The sequence below is a fragment of the Myxococcus sp. CA023 genome, assembly GCF_010998615.1.
Lineage (GTDB): Bacteria > Myxococcota > Myxococcia > Myxococcales > Myxococcaceae > Myxococcus.
Genome location: NZ_JAAEAH010000039.1, coordinates 44908 through 62766, shown reverse-complemented (window position 1 = coordinate 62766; position 17859 = coordinate 44908). Strand labels below are relative to the sequence as shown.

The following is a 17859-nucleotide window of genomic DNA, read 5'->3' as shown; positions in this document are numbered from 1 at the left end:
AGGTGGCGCGCTTGAAGAAGCTGGCCCGGCGGTCCGGCGCGGTGGGGCTCTCGCTTCGCGCCCTTCAGAAAAGGGAAACGGAAGTGGGCTCCCTGCTGGCTGTTCTCGGGGGCGAGTGGCGCATCACGTCGTGCTTTGTGCTCCCTCGCGTCCCAACCGCTGAGCGAAGAAGGCGAGGATTTCGTCTCGCGCCGCGCGAGTGGGCTCTCCCTCCGCGTCGATGAGATGGGCAGTCACGACGCTGTGGGCGCACCCGACGACTTCCGCGAAGAAGGGGGGCGGCGTCGGGTTCGCGGCGGACGCAGGCAGTACTCTAGGAACGAAGCGCTTTCCGAGCGCGGCCGTATATGCCTGGAAGCGCTGCGCCGTGCAGAATCGGTCTCCCTCGAACCGATAGGCGAGCACCGTCAGGTCGTCACGTTCGAGGCGCTCCTTCACGGCGGCAAGCTCGTCAGGTGCCAGTTGAATCGCGCCGGTGTCGCTCAGGGGCAGCGACGGCTGACACATGACAGGAGCGAGCATCGCGTGTTCGAGCATCATCGAGAGCGCGAAGTTCCCCGTGAAGCACATCCCAATCGCGCCGACCCCCGGACCGCCACACTCCTCATGTGCGAGGCGGGCCAGGGCACGCAGCCACTGCGTCACGGGGCTCGACTCATTCGCCGCGAACGCTCGGAACTCCGCGCTCACGCAGGCGCGTTGCAGGATGGCGCGCCCCTCCTCCGCGCGAGGGTAGGCACCGTCTCTGCCGAAGAGCGAAGGCATGTAGACAGTGAAGCCTGCGTCGCGGACCCAACGCGCGAAGCGGGCGACGTGCGGGCTGATGCCTGGCATCTCGGCCATGACGATGACGGCGGGGCCGTGGCCGGCGACGTAGACCGTTCGCATGGCGGCGTTGAGGGTGATGGGCCGCCGGGCGAAGTCATCGAGAGGGTCGTCGGCCGTGGGGTCAGGTGTGGATGGGCTCATGCCTGGACGATGGGGGAAGTCCATCCTCCGCGGCCAGTGGCGAGATTGACAATGAACGGGCTATTCTTGCCACCGTGATTACGCATGTGGTGTTCGATGGCGTGGCAGAGGGCTCGCTGGGCGTGGGGCTCGATGTGGTCGACACGGCCGCACGACTCGTCGCGGCAGGGCTCGCCTCGGTTCCCCGGGGTGCCCAGGTCTTGCGTCAGCGGGTGGTGTCGCTCGACGGTCAGCCGGTCCGCTCGGGCACGGGACGCACCGTCTCCATGGACGGCGCGCTGAGCCTCCGAGGTGTGAAGGCTGGAGACGTGTTGCTGGTCCCTGGGCTCTCCGCAGCGAGCGAGCGCGCCATCGAAAAGCTGCTCTCGCGGGCCGATGCGGCGCGTGGCATCACGTTGCTCGCGCGCGCGGCGGCGAAAGGCGCCATGGTCGCGGCCTCGTGCTCCGCGACCTTCGTCCTCGCGGCGTCCGGCCTCCTCGCGGGGCGGAGCGCGACGACGACCTGGTGGCTCGTCCCCTCGTTCGTGCGTCGCTTCCCCGAGGTCGCCCTCCAGCCGGACCGGATGGTTGTCGAGAGCGACGGCGTCCTCACCGCGGGCTCGGCCTTCGCGCATGCGGACCTGGTGCTGGCCATCGTCGCGCGGGTCGCGAGTCCATCGCTCGCGCACCTGGTGGCCCGCTACCTCGTGCTCGACGAGCGTGTTTCACAGGCCAGGTACATGGTGATGGAGCACCTCCGCGTCTCGGACCCGGCGCTGCGCGCCGTGGAGCAATTCGTCGCCGCGAATCTGAGCCGGCAACTGACGCTCGATGAACTCGCCCGTGCCGCTGCCACCTCCTCGCGCACGCTCGCGCGGCGGGTGCAGGCCGGGCTTGGCATGACGCCGCTCGAGTTCGTGCAGCGGGTGCGCGTGGCTCACGCCTCCCACCTGCTCGAGACGACTCATGCGTCGGTCGAAGATGTCGCTGCCCGGGTGGGGTATGCCGACACCGCTGCGTTCCGCCGCGTGTTCCGGCGGTACGTCGGAGAGACGCCACGAGGAAGGCGCGGCAACTCGCGCTCCCGGCGCTCACCGTTGAAAGCGCTCGATTCACCGGCGCCATGAGGGCTTTCGCAGAGATGTCTTGCCCCAGCGCAGCGGGGCTGGCAGCGCAAACGCAGACGCCCCTTTGGACTTCCCGTCACCGGTGCGCTAATAGCTGTCAGACAATGAACTCAGGAATAAGCAGTATGGCTGGGGTATGGGCAGCGGTGCTTGGCGCGCTCTTGCTCACGGGATGCACGAAGGATGGCGCGCCGGAAGCCGGCACGGGGGCCGCGCTGCGGGCTGTGACCTCGCCGGTGACTGTGTCAGAGGCGGTGGCCATCACCAGCCAAGGCATGACGCAGAACGGCGCGGCGCATCGCAATCAGGCGCTGCTCGGGGTGTTCCAGACCGAGGACTATGAGGTTCAGGCCTTGTTGCGCTTCCCGCAGACGGGCGTGCCGGCTGGGGCGGTGGTTGAGAGCGCGACGCTGCGTTTCGCGGTGGAGACCTACACCGGCGACTTCTCGATTCGAGGCGCATACGTGCAGGCGCCCTGGAACCTGGGGGCCAACGGACTGGGATGGCAGTTCCGCGACGATGGGCTGGAGTGGGACCGGCTGGGGGCGGCCGGGCAGGGGACGGACCTCGTCGCCGGTTCGTCGTTCGAGGTCTCCACGTTTCCGGGCACGGTGAGCGTGCACGACGTGCCACTCGACGTGGCGGTGGTGCAGTCGTGGGTCGACGACCCGTCGACGAACCAGGGCGTGATGTTGGCGAACTCGAGGATTGGGAAGGTGGCCAAGGTCTTCACCAGCCTGGCCACCCAGCCGGAGCGTCGGCCGCTCCTCACCATTGAGTACACCGCGCCTGCGCCGCGCAGCGATACCACGCCTCCGTCCGTTGCAATCACGGCGCCCGCGGCGGGCGCGACGGTGCAGGGCGTGGTCGGCATCGCCGTGGACGCGAGCGACGACGTCGGCGTGGTCGGCGTGCAGCTGCGCATCGACGGCCGCAACCTCGACTCGACGCAGCTCGACACCCGCATGTTCCGCAATGGAAACCATGTGTTGACCGCGCACGCGCGCGACGCCGCTGGCAACCTCACCGCCTCGGCGCCGATCCGCGTCACCGTCGCCAACGCCGTTGTCGACACCACGCCTCCCGAGGTGCAGGTGACCGCGCCCGTTGCGGGAGAGGCGGTCAGCGGTCCCTTCACGGTGCGGATGAGCGCGAGCGACAACGTGGGCGTCACCCGGGTCCACGTCGAACTCGACGGCGTTCAGGTCGGCGCGCCGGACATGGCCGCACCCTGGTCGGTGACGCTCGACACCGAGGCGCTCCAGCCTTATGGGCTCAGGCAGTTGACCGCGGTGGCTCGCGATGCCGCTGGCAATGTCACCGTCTCCGCGCCGGTATCCGTCAACGTGAGCGCGCCACCTCCCGACGTCACGCCGCCTCAGGTCCGAATCGTCGCGCCCGAGAGCGGCGTGACGGTGGGCGGTACCCTCCAAGTCAGGGTCGACGCCCATGACAATGTGAGGGTTGCTGGCGTGCAGTTGCAGGTGAACGGACAGGACTTCGGGCGCGAAGACCTCAGCTATCCCTATTGGATCAACGTCTCCACCACCCTGCTGGGGGACGGCACCTTCCCGGTGACGGCGGTGGCACGGGACCGCGCCGGCAACCGGACCACCTCGGTGCCAGTCATGTTGACCATCGCCAACGGGCCGCCCGTGGTGCTCGATATCCCGGTGGCGCATCCTCGGGTGTGGTTCACGGCGGACCGGCTGGCCCGGGCCCAGGCGTATTTCGCGCAGCACCCGTACACGCCTGTCGCGAACGTGCAAGCGCCCGAGCAGGCCATCGATGCGGCAATGCACTCGCTGCTCACCGGCACCCCGGCGTCGTGCCGCGCCGCGATTGACTGGGCGGTGCGCACCGAGATTCCCATCTCTGAGAACACGGTGTCGAGTGATCCGGCCCGCTGGTACGGCGAGGCGGTCATCCTCACCTACGACTGGTGTTTCGCCCACCTGCTTCCGGCGGAGCGCACGCTCCTGATCAACCGGTGGAACTTCGCCATCGAGGCGCTCAACGGTAATCCGTGGGGCGGCATCGGCATGGAGGGCAACAACTACTACACGGGGTACTTCCGCAACGCGCTCCTGTGGGCCATTGCCAGCTGGCATGAAAACCAGCCGTTCGCCAACGAGCTCCTGCAGTACGCGATGAAATCACGCTGGGCCTTCTCGCTGCGGCCCTATCTGGATGGGCCGGGGGCGGGCGGCGCGCCGCACGAGGGCTCGACCTATGGCCGCCGGACGTTCGGCTACATGACGGTGCCGTTCACCACGCTGGGCCTGTATGGCCACGACATGTGGAACCAGACCGACTACTTCATGGCGTCGGTCTTCTGGTCCATCTACTCGACCACGCCGGGGCCCAGCCGGAGGGGCCAGTTCCAGCTGTTCGAGACCTTCCCATTCAATGACGACGAGCGCTGGCTGAACCGGTGGAATCCCAGCAACACCGCGCAGACGTCGCTGGGCAGCTACTTCGCCCCGCTCATCGGGGAGTGGTCGGACCAGCCCGTCGCGGGTTATGCCAAGCGCTTCCTGGAACTCACCGGCCATCCGATCGACGACCGTCTCATCCGGTACGTCTACAGCGACACGTTGGCGGCGGTGCCGTCTCGTGACCTCGCGGAGTTGCCGCTCGACTACCACGCACCTGGACTGGACATGGTGTACGCCAAGACGGCGTGGGCGCCCGATGCGACCCTGGTCAACCTGCAGTTCGGTGTGACGGCCAACGCGGGCCATGAGCACCGCGACTCCGGCAACTTCCAGGTGTGGCGCGCGGGCGAGTTCCTGACCCGCGAGACGGTGGGCTACGCCAACTCCATCGTCGGATACGCCGGTGGCGCGGCGGTCGACTGCGCGTCACCCGTGGCGCACAACACGCTCTTGTTCGAGGGGCTGGGCACGGTCGGCTACTACCACCACGCGCCGCGAATGCTGCGCCTGGAGTCGTCGTCAGTGGCGAGTTACGCCGCGGTCGACCTCACCGGCGTGTATGACTTGAACGCCGAGTGGGCCCACCGAGAGGCCGAGGTCGGCAACCCGCACGCAGGACGGGTGGTGCGTGAGACCTTGTTCGTGCGTCCGCTCGACACCCTGATTGTGTTCGACCGGCTCGAAAGCGCACGGGATGACGCCTCGGTTGCCAAGACCTTCTTGATTCATTTCCCGGAGCCCCCGGTGCTCACGGGCAACACCTGGTCCGCGAACAGTGGCGGGCAGCAGCTGCGGGTCAGCACCCTGGTTCCAGCCAATCCGGTCCGGCGAATCGTCGACGAGCGCGGCCCGGTGCGCGGCGATGGCACCTACCCGTACCCGGTGGGCCAGTTCCGTGGAGAGATTGAGACCCACGGGCAGGTGGTGAGCCACTTCCTTCACGTCGTGCAGGCCAAGGATGTGGCCGACAGCGCGGCGCTGCAGCTCACGCTCGACGAGACGACGACCGCGTACAGCGTGACGTTGAGTCACCCAACCCGCGGAAGCGCGGTGGTCCGCTTCGAGAAGGGGATTGAGAGCACGGGCGGCAGCTTCGGCTACGCCGCCAGCGGCGCGGCCACTCCGGCGCCGCTGCGTGCGGGGGTGCAAGCGATGACGGTCACCCCAAGCGGGCCGGTGTGGGGACCGTGACCGGCTGAACCTGGCCCGCGAGCGACGACGTCCGCCTTCGCGGTGCTCAAGGTCAGCCTGGCGACCGGTGCTGCGCTGCCGGCGACATCGACCTGGAGCACCGCTGTCTCTTGCTCGGGGCTCGGCTGCATTCTCGAGCAACTGGGAAGGGGCATTCAGTCAGGAGATGCCCCTTCCTGGGCTTGCATCAAGGCTTCCACCTGCCGCTGGATGCCTTGCAGGTGGTCGAGCCTGAGCTTCAGTGCTTCGCGCAGGTCGCGCTCGTCGGTGTGAAGGACCTCGTCACGCAACTCCGCGATGCTTTCAGACAGGCACGCGTGGAGGACGTGGATCTGCTGCTGGGAGAGCTCCAGGACCATGGGTCACCTCTCTGAGAGCGGAACAACGGAGACACTCCTCCCTCTCCCCGGAGGGCACGGGTGCGAACGCGTGCACGTCAGGCCGCTGAGGCCGGTGCTGCCGCACCTGAGGCCTGTCGCGCAGGCGGTCGCGGTACACCATGAGTGTAGTGCGCGCCCGCCCGCTGCCCAGAGCACTCCCGGGCAGGCAAGGGTGAGGGTGTTCGGTTAGCTCCCCAGAAGTCCGGGCCGCTGCCAGGAGGCGCGGTGCCGGCGCGGTGGGGACACCAGGTGGCCAGGCTTGCCCTGGCCTCCCTCCGGCGCTCCGGAGCACCGCGCGGCTCATGTGGCCGCGCGGTGCGAGCTGCCGGGAGTGGTGCAGCGCCTCGGTATCCGAGGCGCCACAGCGGTGCGACTAGCGCAGCGCGATGAGCGAGGCCACGAGCAGGGACACGACGCTCATGACCTTGATGAGGATGGCCACGCCAGGACCGGAGGTGTCCTTGAACGGGTCACCGACCATGTCACCGACCACGGCGGCCTTGTGGACCGCAGAGCCCTTCACGTGGCCCGGCAGCTTGCCCTTCTCGATGAACTTCTTGGCGTTGTCCCACGCGCCGCCCGCGTTGGCCATGTAGAGGGCCATCGTGGCGCCGACGACGAGCGAGCCGGCCAGCAGACCCGCCAGAGCGCCAGGGCCCAGCAGGTAGCCCACCAGGGGCGGGGCGGCGACGGCGATGATGCCCGGGAAGATCATCTCGCGCAGGGCGCTCTTGGTGGCGATGTCGACGATCTTCTTGGGGTCCGGGTCCGCCTTGAGCTCCATCAGCCCCGGAATCTCGCGGAACTGACGGCCAATCTCCTCGACGATGGCACCGGCCGCGCGGCCCACGGCGAGCATCGTGGAGGCGCCCACCAGGAACGGGAGGATGGAGCCCAGCAGCAGGCCGACGATGACGTTCGGGTTGGTCAGTTGCAGGCTCATCTCCGGCAGGCCAGCGGCGATGCGCGTGTGGTTGACCTCGAGGTTGAAGGCGGAGAAGAGCGCGATGACGGTGAGCGTCGCCGAGCCGATGGCGAAGCCCTTGCCGATGGCCGCCGTGGTGTTGCCCACCGCGTCCAGCTCATCGGTGATGGCGCGGACCTCGGGGCCCAGGCCGGACATCTCGGAGATGCCACCGGCGTTGTCGGAGATGGGGCCGTAGGCATCCACGGTCATCACCACGGCGGTGCCGCCCAGCATGCCCACGGCCGCCAGCGCGATGCCGTACAGGCCAAGCGCCTGGTCGGCGATGTAGGCCACCAGGGCGATGGTGGCCATCGGGATGCCCACGCTCTCCATGCCGACGGCGAGGCCGCGGATGAGGTTGGTGCCGGCGCCCGTGATGGAAGCCTCCGCGATGCGCTGCACCGGCGTGGACGACGTGTAGTAGTCCGTGACGAGGCCGATGATGGCGCCGCCGAAGGCGCCCGCGGCCAGGGCCACCGTGATGGCCTGGGACAGGCCGAACACCTGCATCATCACGAAGGACAGACCCACCAGGATGACCGGGGGCAGGATGAGGGCGCTGCGCAGCACCTGCGCGGGGTTCATGTGCTTGAGCGCGCGCGCGATGAAGATGCTCAGCAGGCTGACCACCAGGCCCACGGCGGACAGCACCAGCGGGATCACCACGCCCGCCACCTTCGCGCTCCCGATCGCGGAGGGGTCCACCACGAGGCGGGAGAGGTCCGCGGCGCTGGCGGTCAGCGCGATGGCCATGGCGGCGACAATCGCGGCCACCATGGACTCGTAGATGTCGGCGCCCATGCCGGCCACGTCACCCACGTTGTCGCCCACGTTGTCGGCGATGACGCCCGGGTTGCGCGGGTCGTCCTCGGGGATGTTCTCAATGACCTTGCCGGCGATGTCGGAGCCGACGTCAGCGGCCTTGGTGTAGATGCCGCCGCCCACGCGGGCGAAGAGCGCGATGGAGCTGGCGCCCACTGCGAAGGAGTGGAGGACGGGGGACAGCTGCGGATGCCCCTGGAAGGCGTAGTAGACGCCGCCCATGCCGATGAGGCCCAGGCCGGCGACGGCGAGGCCCATGACCGCGCCACCGTCGAGCGCGACCAGCAGCGCGTTCGGCTTGGAGCCGGTGCGCGCGGCCTGCGCGGTGCGCACGTTCGCGAACGTCGCGGCCTTCATGCCGATGTAGCCGGCCAGCAGCGAGAGGAACGCGCCGAGCACGAAGCTCCCGCTGGCGAGCGGCCCCAGCGCCAGTCCGATGAGCACCGCGATGACCGCGCAGTACGCGGCGAGCACCTTGTACTCGCGGACGAGGAACGCCATCGCGCCTTCGCGGATGTAGCCCGCGATGCGGTTCATCGTCGCGTCACCCTCCGGGAGCGCCTTGACGCGGAAGTAGAAGACCGCAGCGAAGAGCAGCCCCACGGCGCCGACCACGCCCGGTGCGATTGCCCAGAAACTCGACTCGAGACTCGACAACTCCATCCAATCCTCCAGAGACATCCCGGGAGCCTGACCTCACCGACCGGGTCGCTCGTGTGCCGCGAAATTTGTACGGAGCGCGTATAGTTGATTTCAGCGCAATCTGGGAGTTTCCTAGGCGCGCCCCAGCAGGTTGGGAGTCCTACCAACGTTCTGGGCGGGTGCGTTACGGCCTCCAGCGCCGGGCCGGCTCTCATGCGGGGCGCGAGTCCGGACGACATGCGGGGTGGGTGGCTGCATCACTAGGGGCCCCAAGTGCCCGGACTCACTCGCGATTCTACGAAAGTAGGGGCCAGTACGTATTCAAGGCCCCGTCTCCCAAGGGGGGGGCGACGCCCATGGCGCGGTCTTCTCCCGGGGGCACCGTGGGGGCTGTGCGCTCAGGCCGGGGGCGGAGGCTGGGGGCTCTGGGCTTCTGTGGTAACGGATCGCGGCATGAACGCACCGCACCAGTCCAGTCCACTCCTCGTCACGGCTTTCAATGGCCTGGTCGCGGCCTATGACCGCATGAGCGGCAGTACCGCATGGACGTTCCCCGTTCCTGGCAAATCGGTCCCAGGGATGCGCCCGCGTCCCACGCACGTGGAGGTGCGGGATGGGCGAGTGTTCGTGTTCGCGGGTGGCTCCGATGGCGTCTTGAAGAAGCGCGTCTTCCTCGATGTCCACGTGCTCGACTACGAGAGTGGGCGCCCGCTCTGGACGCAGCGCGTGGCGCCGGCTCATGCGCCGAACTTCACGTCCGCGTCGGTGCTGGTGGAAGACGGGCAGGTCATCGTCTCGTACCAAGACGTCTTCGTCGCGTTCGCGGCGGATTCAGGCCGGCCCCAATGGACGCGAAGCAGCGAACATGGGGATGGGGGCAGCTACTCGCTCCAACTGCAGATGGGGGTCCATGGCGCGCGGGCACGCGTGGTGACCTGAGCCGGCTGGCCCGCCTGGTACCCAATACGGGGTGAATCGCTGTTCGTCTGTGATGAGGCTGTGCCCGGCCGCTCTTCTGGACGAAGCACTCATGGATGGCCTCCCGCTGGACCGCTTCGCGCGAGAGGCCAATCCATGGCCATCAATGAGCAACGGCGACTGCCTGCCGCATCAAGCCGCGGCGTGGCGGACTACTCGGAGTACTCGTAGCTGTCGACGAGCTGCCAGTCGCGGTTGTAGACGTAGCGCCGGGTGAACCAGCCGCTGTGGCAGCTGCCCGTGTTGCTGGCCTTGTAGCCATAGACGAAGCCGTTGTGGATGCGGGCCTCGAGGGTCGGGTAGCCGGGGTTCTCACAGGGCTGGGTGACTCGGACGGCCTGGTAGGCGGCCTCGGCGTAGACCTGCTCCTGGCCCTCGAAGTCGTAGCGGGAGTGGACGCGCTCCGCGGTGAACGTGGCGAGCTGGCTGGCCTGCTGGGTGTTGGTCTGCGTGAGGAAGGACTGCAGGTGGGCCAGGGTGGTGGCCTCGGAGGTGAGCGTGCCGGTGAGGCGGTGCACGGCGCCATCCGTGTCGGAGAGCGCCGCGCGGATGGAGGCGATGCCGGCCGGGCCCTGGTAGACGGCGGTGTCGCCCCAGGTGAAGCTGAGGGCGCCGCCAGCGCTGTAGGCATTGAGCGCGCAAGCGCCGTTGGCACCGGCCGTCTCGACGATGATGATCTTGCGGAGGCGGTGCTCGGGGTTCACGAGCGCGATGCACTCGTTGCCAGCGACACCGTCGTAGTTGGCGGCCGGGAGCACCGCCTCGACGATGTTGTGGACGCGGAACAAGGGGTCCGTGGCCTGCTGCTCGATGGACTGAACCGCATCCGTATCAGTGTCCGTCTCGGGGCCGAGACAGCCAGCGGTGAGGGAAGAAGCGACGAGGAGGGACGCGAAGCTGAGGGAAGTGCGCATGGCGGCGGAAGATAGCACGCCAGATTTGCCCGTTTTAAGCGGTAATAAGTGTTCCGATACGGAAAGGGCAGATGTCCTGTTGGAGCACGCGGGCGGACGCTACATGCCTCTGCGTCTGTGAAAAAATTCAATGACTGCGTCCGGTTGTCTCCTGTGGATTGATACACATTTGTTACGAAAATAGCCGGATTGCTCGATGAAGGCATTCACGGCCCCAAGCAATCGGCTGGCCAACGTAGTCGCCGATGTATGCAGGGCTCCGTGAATTCGCCGAAGGGAGTCACCAGCGTGCTTGCGCGGGTGAATCACCCTAGAAGTCTCGAATCGAATCCATCACCGACACCAGGGCATCTCGATTGAGCGGCTCGGCGGGAGTTCCTTCCGTGGACCGGAGCTTTTCATCCACTGCGTCGAAGATGCCCATCAGCGCGAGATAAATCTGCTCACGCTCCTCGGTGAAGATGAAGGTGTGGCGGGCATCCAGCTTGTTGAAGCCCTCGGTGTAGGCCGTGACGATGGGGGTGAGCGCGGACACGAGGGCGGCGGGGGAGCGCTCCCCTTCGGATACGGCCTTGAGCGCGGCCGACCGTGCCTGGCGGTACAGCGCCGCGGCCTTCTTCGCCTGGGCTGGACTGATGTTGTCGGCTCCGTCCCAGACGCGAAATGGGTTGTCCAGGTTCTCCGCCAGCCAATCTGCCTTGCGCGGCTGTCGCACCGACAGGTCCAATCCCTCGCGCGCAGCGGCCTTGTAGGCTCTCTTCACCTGGGCGGCGACGTCCGCGGGAATGCTCGTCAACCAGAGCATGCCCAGGTGGGGGAGCTGCTCCGGACCGGGAAACTCGTCGGGTGACATCCCGAACAGGTCGCTCAATGTCAGCATGGCCAGGGCCGGGAGCTTCGCCAGCTCCGCGGTGTTTCTCAGGTAGCCCGGGGCTCCCCAGATGCGCAGCTCCGTCAGGTTCGGAAAGCGCCGCACGATGCGCGACGCATCCACGTCGCGCGCGGCCCGCAGATGAAGGCTGTCCAGTGTGTCCAGACCGGACCAGGGCATGTCCGGAGCGCCCAGGGACAAGGTCAGCCAGCGCCCATCCGCCTCGCCGTGAATCTTCAGCGCCGGGTCAGGCTGGCCGACCAGGGACAGGTCCTCAAGGCCGTCGTTCAGATAGAGCTCGTGGACGCCCGTCACGTCGAGCGTGAGCCGGGACAGTTGGGCTCCCCGCAGGTCGACTCGGCGCTCACCATGCTTGAGCACCGCTGATTCATAGACAAAGGGGCGGCGCCGGATGAAGTCGAACAGGCCAGGGATGGGGGCGTCCGCATTGACAGACGTCAGAATCGGCAGCACCTCGAACACCGTCAAGTCAGGCGCGGCGGCGAGGCGAGCCGTATCCAGCCGCTGCGTCGAGCGGCGTACCTCCATGTCGCCGACCGTGAACAGCACCTGCTCGTCGGGTGCTGCGACCATCTGCTTGAAGGCGTCGCGCTGCGCCTGGGGGATGGCCTCCCAGCGGCGCTGACTGTAGAGGGCGCTGCCGGATGGCCAACCGCTGTAGCTGTTGACGTCCTCGACGACGAGGGGCGGCCGGCGGCCCACCCGGGTGAAGCCGCGAGGAACCTCGGCGGACGTCCAGACGTGGACGCAGTGGTCCTTCCAGAAGAAGAAGTTGAAGTTGGCGGGGGCCATGGCCGCGACAGCGGCGGCGTCGGGCAGCGAGGTGCCCACCCAGTCCAACGCCAGCACGGAGGCCAGCTCGTCCTTCCCCTCGACCTTCAGGGCGGTCACCTGGACCGCCGTGTAGGCGTCAAGCCGAGGGGTGTGGACGACGAAGATGTCTCCTGGCGTGGGCTTCATGGTCGACCGGGTCCGTAAGAGGGTTGGTTCGGACCCAGTCTAGGCCATGCGCCGCATCGCGCCCTCGTTGTTTGAGGGGGGGAGGGGCCGCGACGGAGCGCTGCCCCTCCAGACTTCAGCCCGCCAGAGGCGTCTGCCGCGCCTGTGCCTCGCGCAGCCACGCCACCGTGTCGCTCAGCGTCTGCCGGTGGCTCCGCGGCCGGTAGTCGAGCTCCTCGTGGCTCCACACCGTCTTGAACCCCCAGTGGCACGTCGACATCTCGAGCACCACGGGGTCCGGCAGCTTCTTGAGCGGCACATGGGAGCCGAGCTTCGCGAGCCCATCGACGACGAGCGTCGGCACGCCGGGACGGTTCACCCGGATGCCGGCGACCTCGCCCACGCGCTCGAAGAAGGTGCGCAGAGGCAGGGTGGTGCCGGGCAGGTGGTACGTGTCCCGCCAGTCGGTCTTCTTCGCCAGCACCGCGAGCGCGTGTGCCACGTCCCGCACGTCGGTGAAGGCGATGCCACCCGTAGGAATGAAGGGGAGTCGGCCGTTCAGCACGCGGGCCACGTTGGTCGTCGAGCGGCCCAAGGTGTCCCCAGGGCCGAGGAGGACCGGAGGCCGCACCACCGTCATCTCCACGCCGAGCTGCTTCGCCAGCTTCCGCGACTGTTGTTCGGCGCGAATCTTCGACAGGTAGTAGGGCCACCGGCCCACGAGCGCCTCGGCGTAGAGGGAGTGCTCGTCCGCCTCGATGGTCGGATGGGAGAAGCAGCCCACCGTGCCTGAGGTCGACACCAGCACCAGCCGGGCGTCGAGCGCCTTCGCGGCGCGCACCATGGCCAGCGAGCTGTCGATGTTGAAGCGCACCATCTCGTCGGCGTGCTGCCGGCTGTGGTGGACCATTCCCGCGGAGTGAATCAGCACCTTCACGCCCTGGGCCTGGGACAGCCACGCGTCAGGGTCGAGCGGCGTGCCCGACACCTGGGCCACCGGGCCCGGCAGCGGCGAGCGAACCAGCGCCACGGCGTCGTCGCCCAGCGTCTCCAGGAGGTTGCGTCCGAGGAACCCGCTGGCTCCTGTCACGAGTGTCTTCATGGCTGAACCCCGCGCCAGGCGCATGCCTCATGGAACTGCGAGAGCTCCGCCGCGTTCGGCCCCCACTCGAAGTTGTCACCCGCGGGCTTCACGATGTCGCGCGAGACCAGCGCCTGCACCACGCCATCGAGGTGTGGCCGGTGCGTCACCGCCACGGCCTTCAGCTCGTCGGGCGCGCGCACCTTCGTCGCTTCCTGGTAGTCGCGCACGACAGGCTCGAAGAGCGCCTTCACCACGGCGTCGACGCGCGCGTCGCTCAGCTCGGCCAGCGGCGTGGCGCACCAACGGTAGCGCGACAGGTGGTCCTCCAGCGCGGGGTTGCCGGGCTGCCGGGCCAGCACGTCACCGGCGAACCAGTGCTGCCACTGGTTCCGGAGCGAGTGCGCCAGCGCGGGAGACAGAGGGCTGGGGACGGGCAGGTCGCTGTCGAGCACTCGGCCTCCGCGGCGCTCGACGGCCTCGCGCAGCCACGCTTCATCCACGCCCGGAATCGGGTTCTCGGCGAGGAACGTGCGCAGATGGAAGCTGCTCACCGTGGTGTGGCGCTGCAGCTCCGCCATGAGCGTATGGCTCAGCGCGCGGACGTCGGTGTCCGGGTTGAGCGCCAGCGGCGCGCCACACGACAGATGCACACGGCCCAGCTGCACCTGGCCACGCGTCAGCTTCGTGAGCCACGACAGCACGCCGGTGAGTGTCATCTTCGGGCGCGGCTTGCCGGACAGTTCCTCCGACAGGGACGCCTCCTCCGGAAGCCGGTCGTAGGAGATGGCGATGGGCAACACGACGAACTGGCGCTTCGTATTCTGCAGCGCGCGCAACATCCCGCGCTTGGGCGGCAGCATCAGCCGCGCGCGGCTGCGCTGACCCTCGACGAAGAACATGAGCGAAGCGTTCTTCTCGGTGAGCCGGCGCAGCTCCTCGCCCAGCTCCGGCACCTCGCGGCCCACGCCGCGCTTGATGAAGAAGGCCTGCGAGTCCTTGAGAATCGGGCCCACCACGGGGATGCGGCCGAACTCCTCCGCGGCGGCGATGTGTGGCATCGAGATGCCCAGCTCCGGGTGCTGGAAGCACAGGTAGCTGGACAGCAGGAAGTCGAAGTAGCTGCGGTGGGTGGGCGCCAGCACCACCAGCGTGCCGGGGGGCACCTGCGCCATCGCGCGCTCGAACGACGGCCGGTCGAACGTCACGTCGCTGGTGCAGTGGCGGAACGTCTTGCGCAGCGCATAGCCAAACACCTTGTGCGTGGTGTTGCCCACGCCGCGCTCCTGGACCCACGCCCGGTCGCCGCGCGCGTCGTCGTGCTTCGGCCCGGCGAAGGACACCTGGCTCTCATCGCGCGACAGCAGGTGGCGGTACATGCCCTCGTTCACCACGCGCACGTACTCGAAGGGCTCGAAGCCGGGGACCTCCAGCGGCGCGCTGCGCACGAAGTCGAAGGTGTGGTGCGTGAAGTACGCGAAGCCTTCGTTGAGGTACTGCACCTTCTCGTCGGCGCGCACCAGCCGGCGGTGGGCCTTGGCCTGGCCGAAGAGCGCGAGCGCCGCCTTCTGCAGTTGCACCGGTAGCTCCCGGCGCATCAAGTCGACCGCGTCGAAGCCGTGGTCCTTGCGGCCGACGAACATGTCGGGCGTCTTCACCACGCCGGGGCGGTGCTTGAACCACTCGATGGTCGTCGCCGCGGCCATGTCGATGCGCAGCGCGCGCTGCACACCCATGGTGGCGTGAACGATGGGAACGGCCTGGCCGGGCTTCGGCATGGGGCCGAACACCGAACGTACGACTTCACTGGCGACCACATCCACCGGCACCACGTCCAGGCGCACCGACGGGTCGGCGTTGAAGGCGCGCACCACGCCCAGGCCGCTGTACAGCAGGCAGCCCGCGAGCGCCGCCGGGCTGTCGAGCCAGGCCGGGAAGGGCGTGCGGTGGGCCGCCGAGACGATGCTGGGGCGCACGATGACGACGGGCACGTGGCCGCGGCGTTCACAGATGAGGTGCTCGGCGACGCTCTTGGTGAGCGTGTACGTGTTGGGGTGGCCGGTGAGCTCCAGCCACTCGCGGCCGTCGCCCTGCGCCACCTGGAAGGCCTCGTAGAGCTCCGCGGCGGGCTTCGGCAGGTGCGCCAGCTTCTCTTCGATGGGGCCGGGCCGCCACACGCTGACGTAGGCCGTCGACACGTCGACCATGCCCACCACCTTGGGGCACGTGCGCGTGAGCTCCAGCACCGACAGCGCACTCCGGATGTTGGCCGAGGTCGCCTGCGCCAGCGGCAGGTCGAACTCCACGCTGGCGGCGCAGTGCACGACGTGGGTGACGTGCTGGCGCACGGCGTCGGCGTCGGCGGGAGACAGGCCGCAAGCGGGCTGCTCGAGGTCGCCGCTCACCACCGCGACGCGCTCCGCCCAGCCGGACGGCAGGCGCGAGAAGCACTCGGCCTGGGCCACCTTCGCGAAGCGCTCCGCGGCTGAATGCACGCGGCCCTGGCGGTCCTTCGACTCGCGCACCAGCACCGTGACGCGCTCGACGCCCTGCGCGAGCAGCGCCTCCAGCACCACCTTGCCGACAAAACCCGTGACGCCGGTGAGAAATACGTGGCGGGACATCAGTGCGCCTCCTCATCCGGGGTCAGGGCCACCGGGCCGTTGATTCCGCAGTTCGACGCGCCGAAGACGTTGTCGGGGTCGATGGCGGCCTTCACCTTGCGGTTGAGGGTCAGCGCGGCCTCCGAGTACACCTCGGGCAGGAAGTCGCGGCGAATCTTGCCGACGCCGTGGTGATGCGACAGCGAGCCGCCCGCGGCCAGAATCTCCTCACGCGCCGCATGCTCGAGCGCCGCGTACGCGCCCACCGGGTCGCTGACGCCGCGCGCGTAGAAGCCCAGGTAGAAATAGATGACCACGCCCGTCTGGTAGACTTGCGTGAATCGGCCGGTGAAGAAGACCTTGCCCGGCAGGCCCAGCGCGGCGTGCTCCTTCTCGACGCGGCGCTGCACGCGCTCGTAGAGGTCCATGGCACGGCTCCACGGCACGCTCGTCTCGAAGCTCTCGGCGATGGCCCAGTGCTCGAACGTGAGGTCCCGGATGTACGCGATGCCGAAGGTCAGCTGGTAGCCGCGCTCACCGTTGGCGCCACCGCCCTTCATGCCGCCGTGCTCCGAGGCGATGCGGTACACCGTCTTCTCCTGGAAGGCGACCTCCTCGCGCGAGCCCTCGAAGACGAGGGTGGCCACGGCGAGCTTGTACGGGTCGAAGCCCTTGAGCTTCGTCACCACGGCCTTCTCGACCTCGCTCTTCAGCTTCGCGGCCAGCCCGTGCTTGGCTGGCTTGAGCGCCTGGCCGAAGTGGAACTGGGTGTTGTCCATCACCCGCACGCTGGCCGGCACCGCTCCCGACTGCTGGAGCGCGTAGAGGAACGAGAGGCCCGTTTCGAGGTCGGGGAAGATGACCGAGCCGTAGCGCTGCACTTCGGGAAGCGGGAACAGCTTCACCACCGCCGTGGTGACGATGCCGAAGTTGCCCTCGCTGCCGAACATGTACTGGCGCGGGTTGACGCCCACGCTCTCCCGGGGGGCCTGGCGCGGGCGCTCCACGATGCCCTGGGGCGTGACGACCTGCATGTCGAGCACCAGGTCCTCGATGTTGCCGTAGCGGTTCTTCTTCATGCCGCTGGCGTTCGTGGCAATCCACCCGCCGAGCGTGGAGAACTCGAGGCTGTCCGGCTCATGGCCCATGGTGAAGCCGAACTTCGCGAGCTCCTCCATCAGGTGACGGCCCGTGGCGCCCGCCTCGATGCAGGCCATGCGGTTGACGGGGTCCACCCACAGAATCCGGTTCATCTGCCGCATGTCGACGGCGATGACCAGGCGCTCCTCGGAGAGCGGGATGCGCAGCGCCTCCGTCACATTGGTGCCGCCGCCGAAGGGGATGACACAGGCGCCGTGCTGGGTGGCGACCTCCACCAGTCGCACCACCTCATCGTGGCTGCGCGGGAAGATGACGAGGTCGGGCACCCGGTCCAGCTTCCCGTAGCGGATTGCCCAGATTTCACCGCCGGTGTGGCCATGGCCACGGCGCAGGCGCTGCTTGGGGTCGTCGGTGAGCTGCTCTTCCTTCAGGAACTCGCGCAGCGCCGCTACAAGCTTGTCGTTCTTCTTCGCCGCGGGAATCTCGGGCGGGTAGTGCGGCTCGTTCCGATTGTCGTACCCCAGCGGCGAGGCCAGCTTGCCGGCGAACCACGGCATCAAGTCTGGCAGCGCGACATTGCTGATGTTGTAGCGGGTGCCCGTGAGGACGGTGCTCCCGTCGGGCTTCACCACGAAACGCGTATCGGCGAAGCCCCAGCCCTCGAGTGATTCCTCGTCCTTCGACGCGGCAGGCGTCGGCGGCGTGAAGCGCGTGTCTCCGGAGGAAGGCGTGGGTGACGGGCTGCCGATGCGCTCGCTCACCTCGTTCAGCGCCACATTCCCAAGACGGCGCAGCAAACCTGATTGTTTAGCCATGGTCACTCGCAGTCGTACACA

11 protein-coding genes are annotated in these 17859 nt (G+C 68.1%); 3 read left to right on the top strand and 8 right to left on the bottom strand.

The features are described 5' to 3' along the window. Positions 1–123 precede the first annotated feature (123 nt). Positions 124–969, bottom strand: a complete 846-nt coding sequence (locus F8M74_RS18525) for a dienelactone hydrolase family protein (RefSeq protein WP_141254802.1) — start codon at positions 967–969, stop codon at positions 124–126. 74 nt (positions 970–1043) lie between these two features. Between F8M74_RS18525 and F8M74_RS18520 the strand changes: the two genes are divergently transcribed. Next, the gene (locus tag F8M74_RS18520; RefSeq protein ID WP_228559970.1) at positions 1044–2075 is read left to right on the top strand and encodes a GlxA family transcriptional regulator; all 1032 of its coding nucleotides are present in this window, start codon (positions 1044–1046) and stop codon (positions 2073–2075) included. Between the two features lie 125 nt (positions 2076–2200). Further along, entirely contained in the window at positions 2201–5704 is a 3504-nt protein-coding gene (locus tag F8M74_RS18515) for an Ig-like domain-containing protein (RefSeq protein ID WP_228559972.1), read from the top strand. A 155-nt stretch (positions 5705–5859) separates the two neighbouring features. On the opposite strand, the gene F8M74_RS18510 is transcribed toward F8M74_RS18515, so the two are convergent. Together F8M74_RS18510 and F8M74_RS18505 are read right to left on the bottom strand one after the other, a co-directional pair. Beyond that, complete coding sequence (locus F8M74_RS18510) at positions 5860–6063, bottom strand: hypothetical protein (RefSeq protein ID WP_141254800.1); 204 nt, start codon at positions 6061–6063, stop codon at positions 5860–5862. Between the two features lie 394 nt (positions 6064–6457). Continuing rightward, positions 6458–8536, bottom strand: coding sequence for a sodium-translocating pyrophosphatase (locus tag F8M74_RS18505; RefSeq protein WP_141254799.1), 2079 nt, complete (start codon positions 8534–8536; stop codon positions 6458–6460). Positions 8537–8968: 432 nt separating this feature from the next. Between F8M74_RS18505 and F8M74_RS18500 the strand changes: the two genes are divergently transcribed. Continuing rightward, a complete protein-coding gene (locus tag F8M74_RS18500; protein WP_141254798.1) occupies positions 8969–9454 on the top strand; it encodes a PQQ-binding-like beta-propeller repeat protein in 486 nt (161 codons plus the stop codon). Positions 9455–9645: 191 nt separating this feature from the next. On the opposite strand, the gene F8M74_RS18495 is transcribed toward F8M74_RS18500, so the two are convergent. The 5 genes from F8M74_RS18495 to F8M74_RS18475 form a co-directional block, all read right to left on the bottom strand. After that, entirely contained in the window at positions 9646–10407 is a 762-nt protein-coding gene (locus tag F8M74_RS18495) for a hypothetical protein (protein WP_216619694.1), read from the bottom strand. A 310-nt stretch (positions 10408–10717) separates the two neighbouring features. Beyond that, entirely contained in the window at positions 10718–12259 is a 1542-nt protein-coding gene (locus tag F8M74_RS18490; protein WP_141254796.1) for a gliding motility protein, read from the bottom strand. A 115-nt stretch (positions 12260–12374) separates the two neighbouring features. Beyond that, on the bottom strand, positions 12375–13340 hold the full coding sequence (locus tag F8M74_RS18485; RefSeq protein ID WP_228559974.1) for an NAD-dependent epimerase/dehydratase family protein: 966 nt from the start codon (positions 13338–13340) through the stop codon (positions 12375–12377). Then, a complete protein-coding gene (locus F8M74_RS18480; protein ID WP_141254794.1) occupies positions 13337–15943 on the bottom strand; it encodes an SDR family oxidoreductase in 2607 nt (868 codons plus the stop codon). Before F8M74_RS18480 ends, F8M74_RS18485 begins: the two co-directional genes overlap by 4 nt. Beyond that, entirely contained in the window at positions 15943–17838 is a 1896-nt protein-coding gene (locus F8M74_RS18475) for an FAD-binding oxidoreductase (RefSeq protein ID WP_141254793.1), read from the bottom strand. Before F8M74_RS18475 ends, F8M74_RS18480 begins: the two co-directional genes overlap by 1 nt. Positions 17839–17859 lie beyond the last annotated feature (21 nt).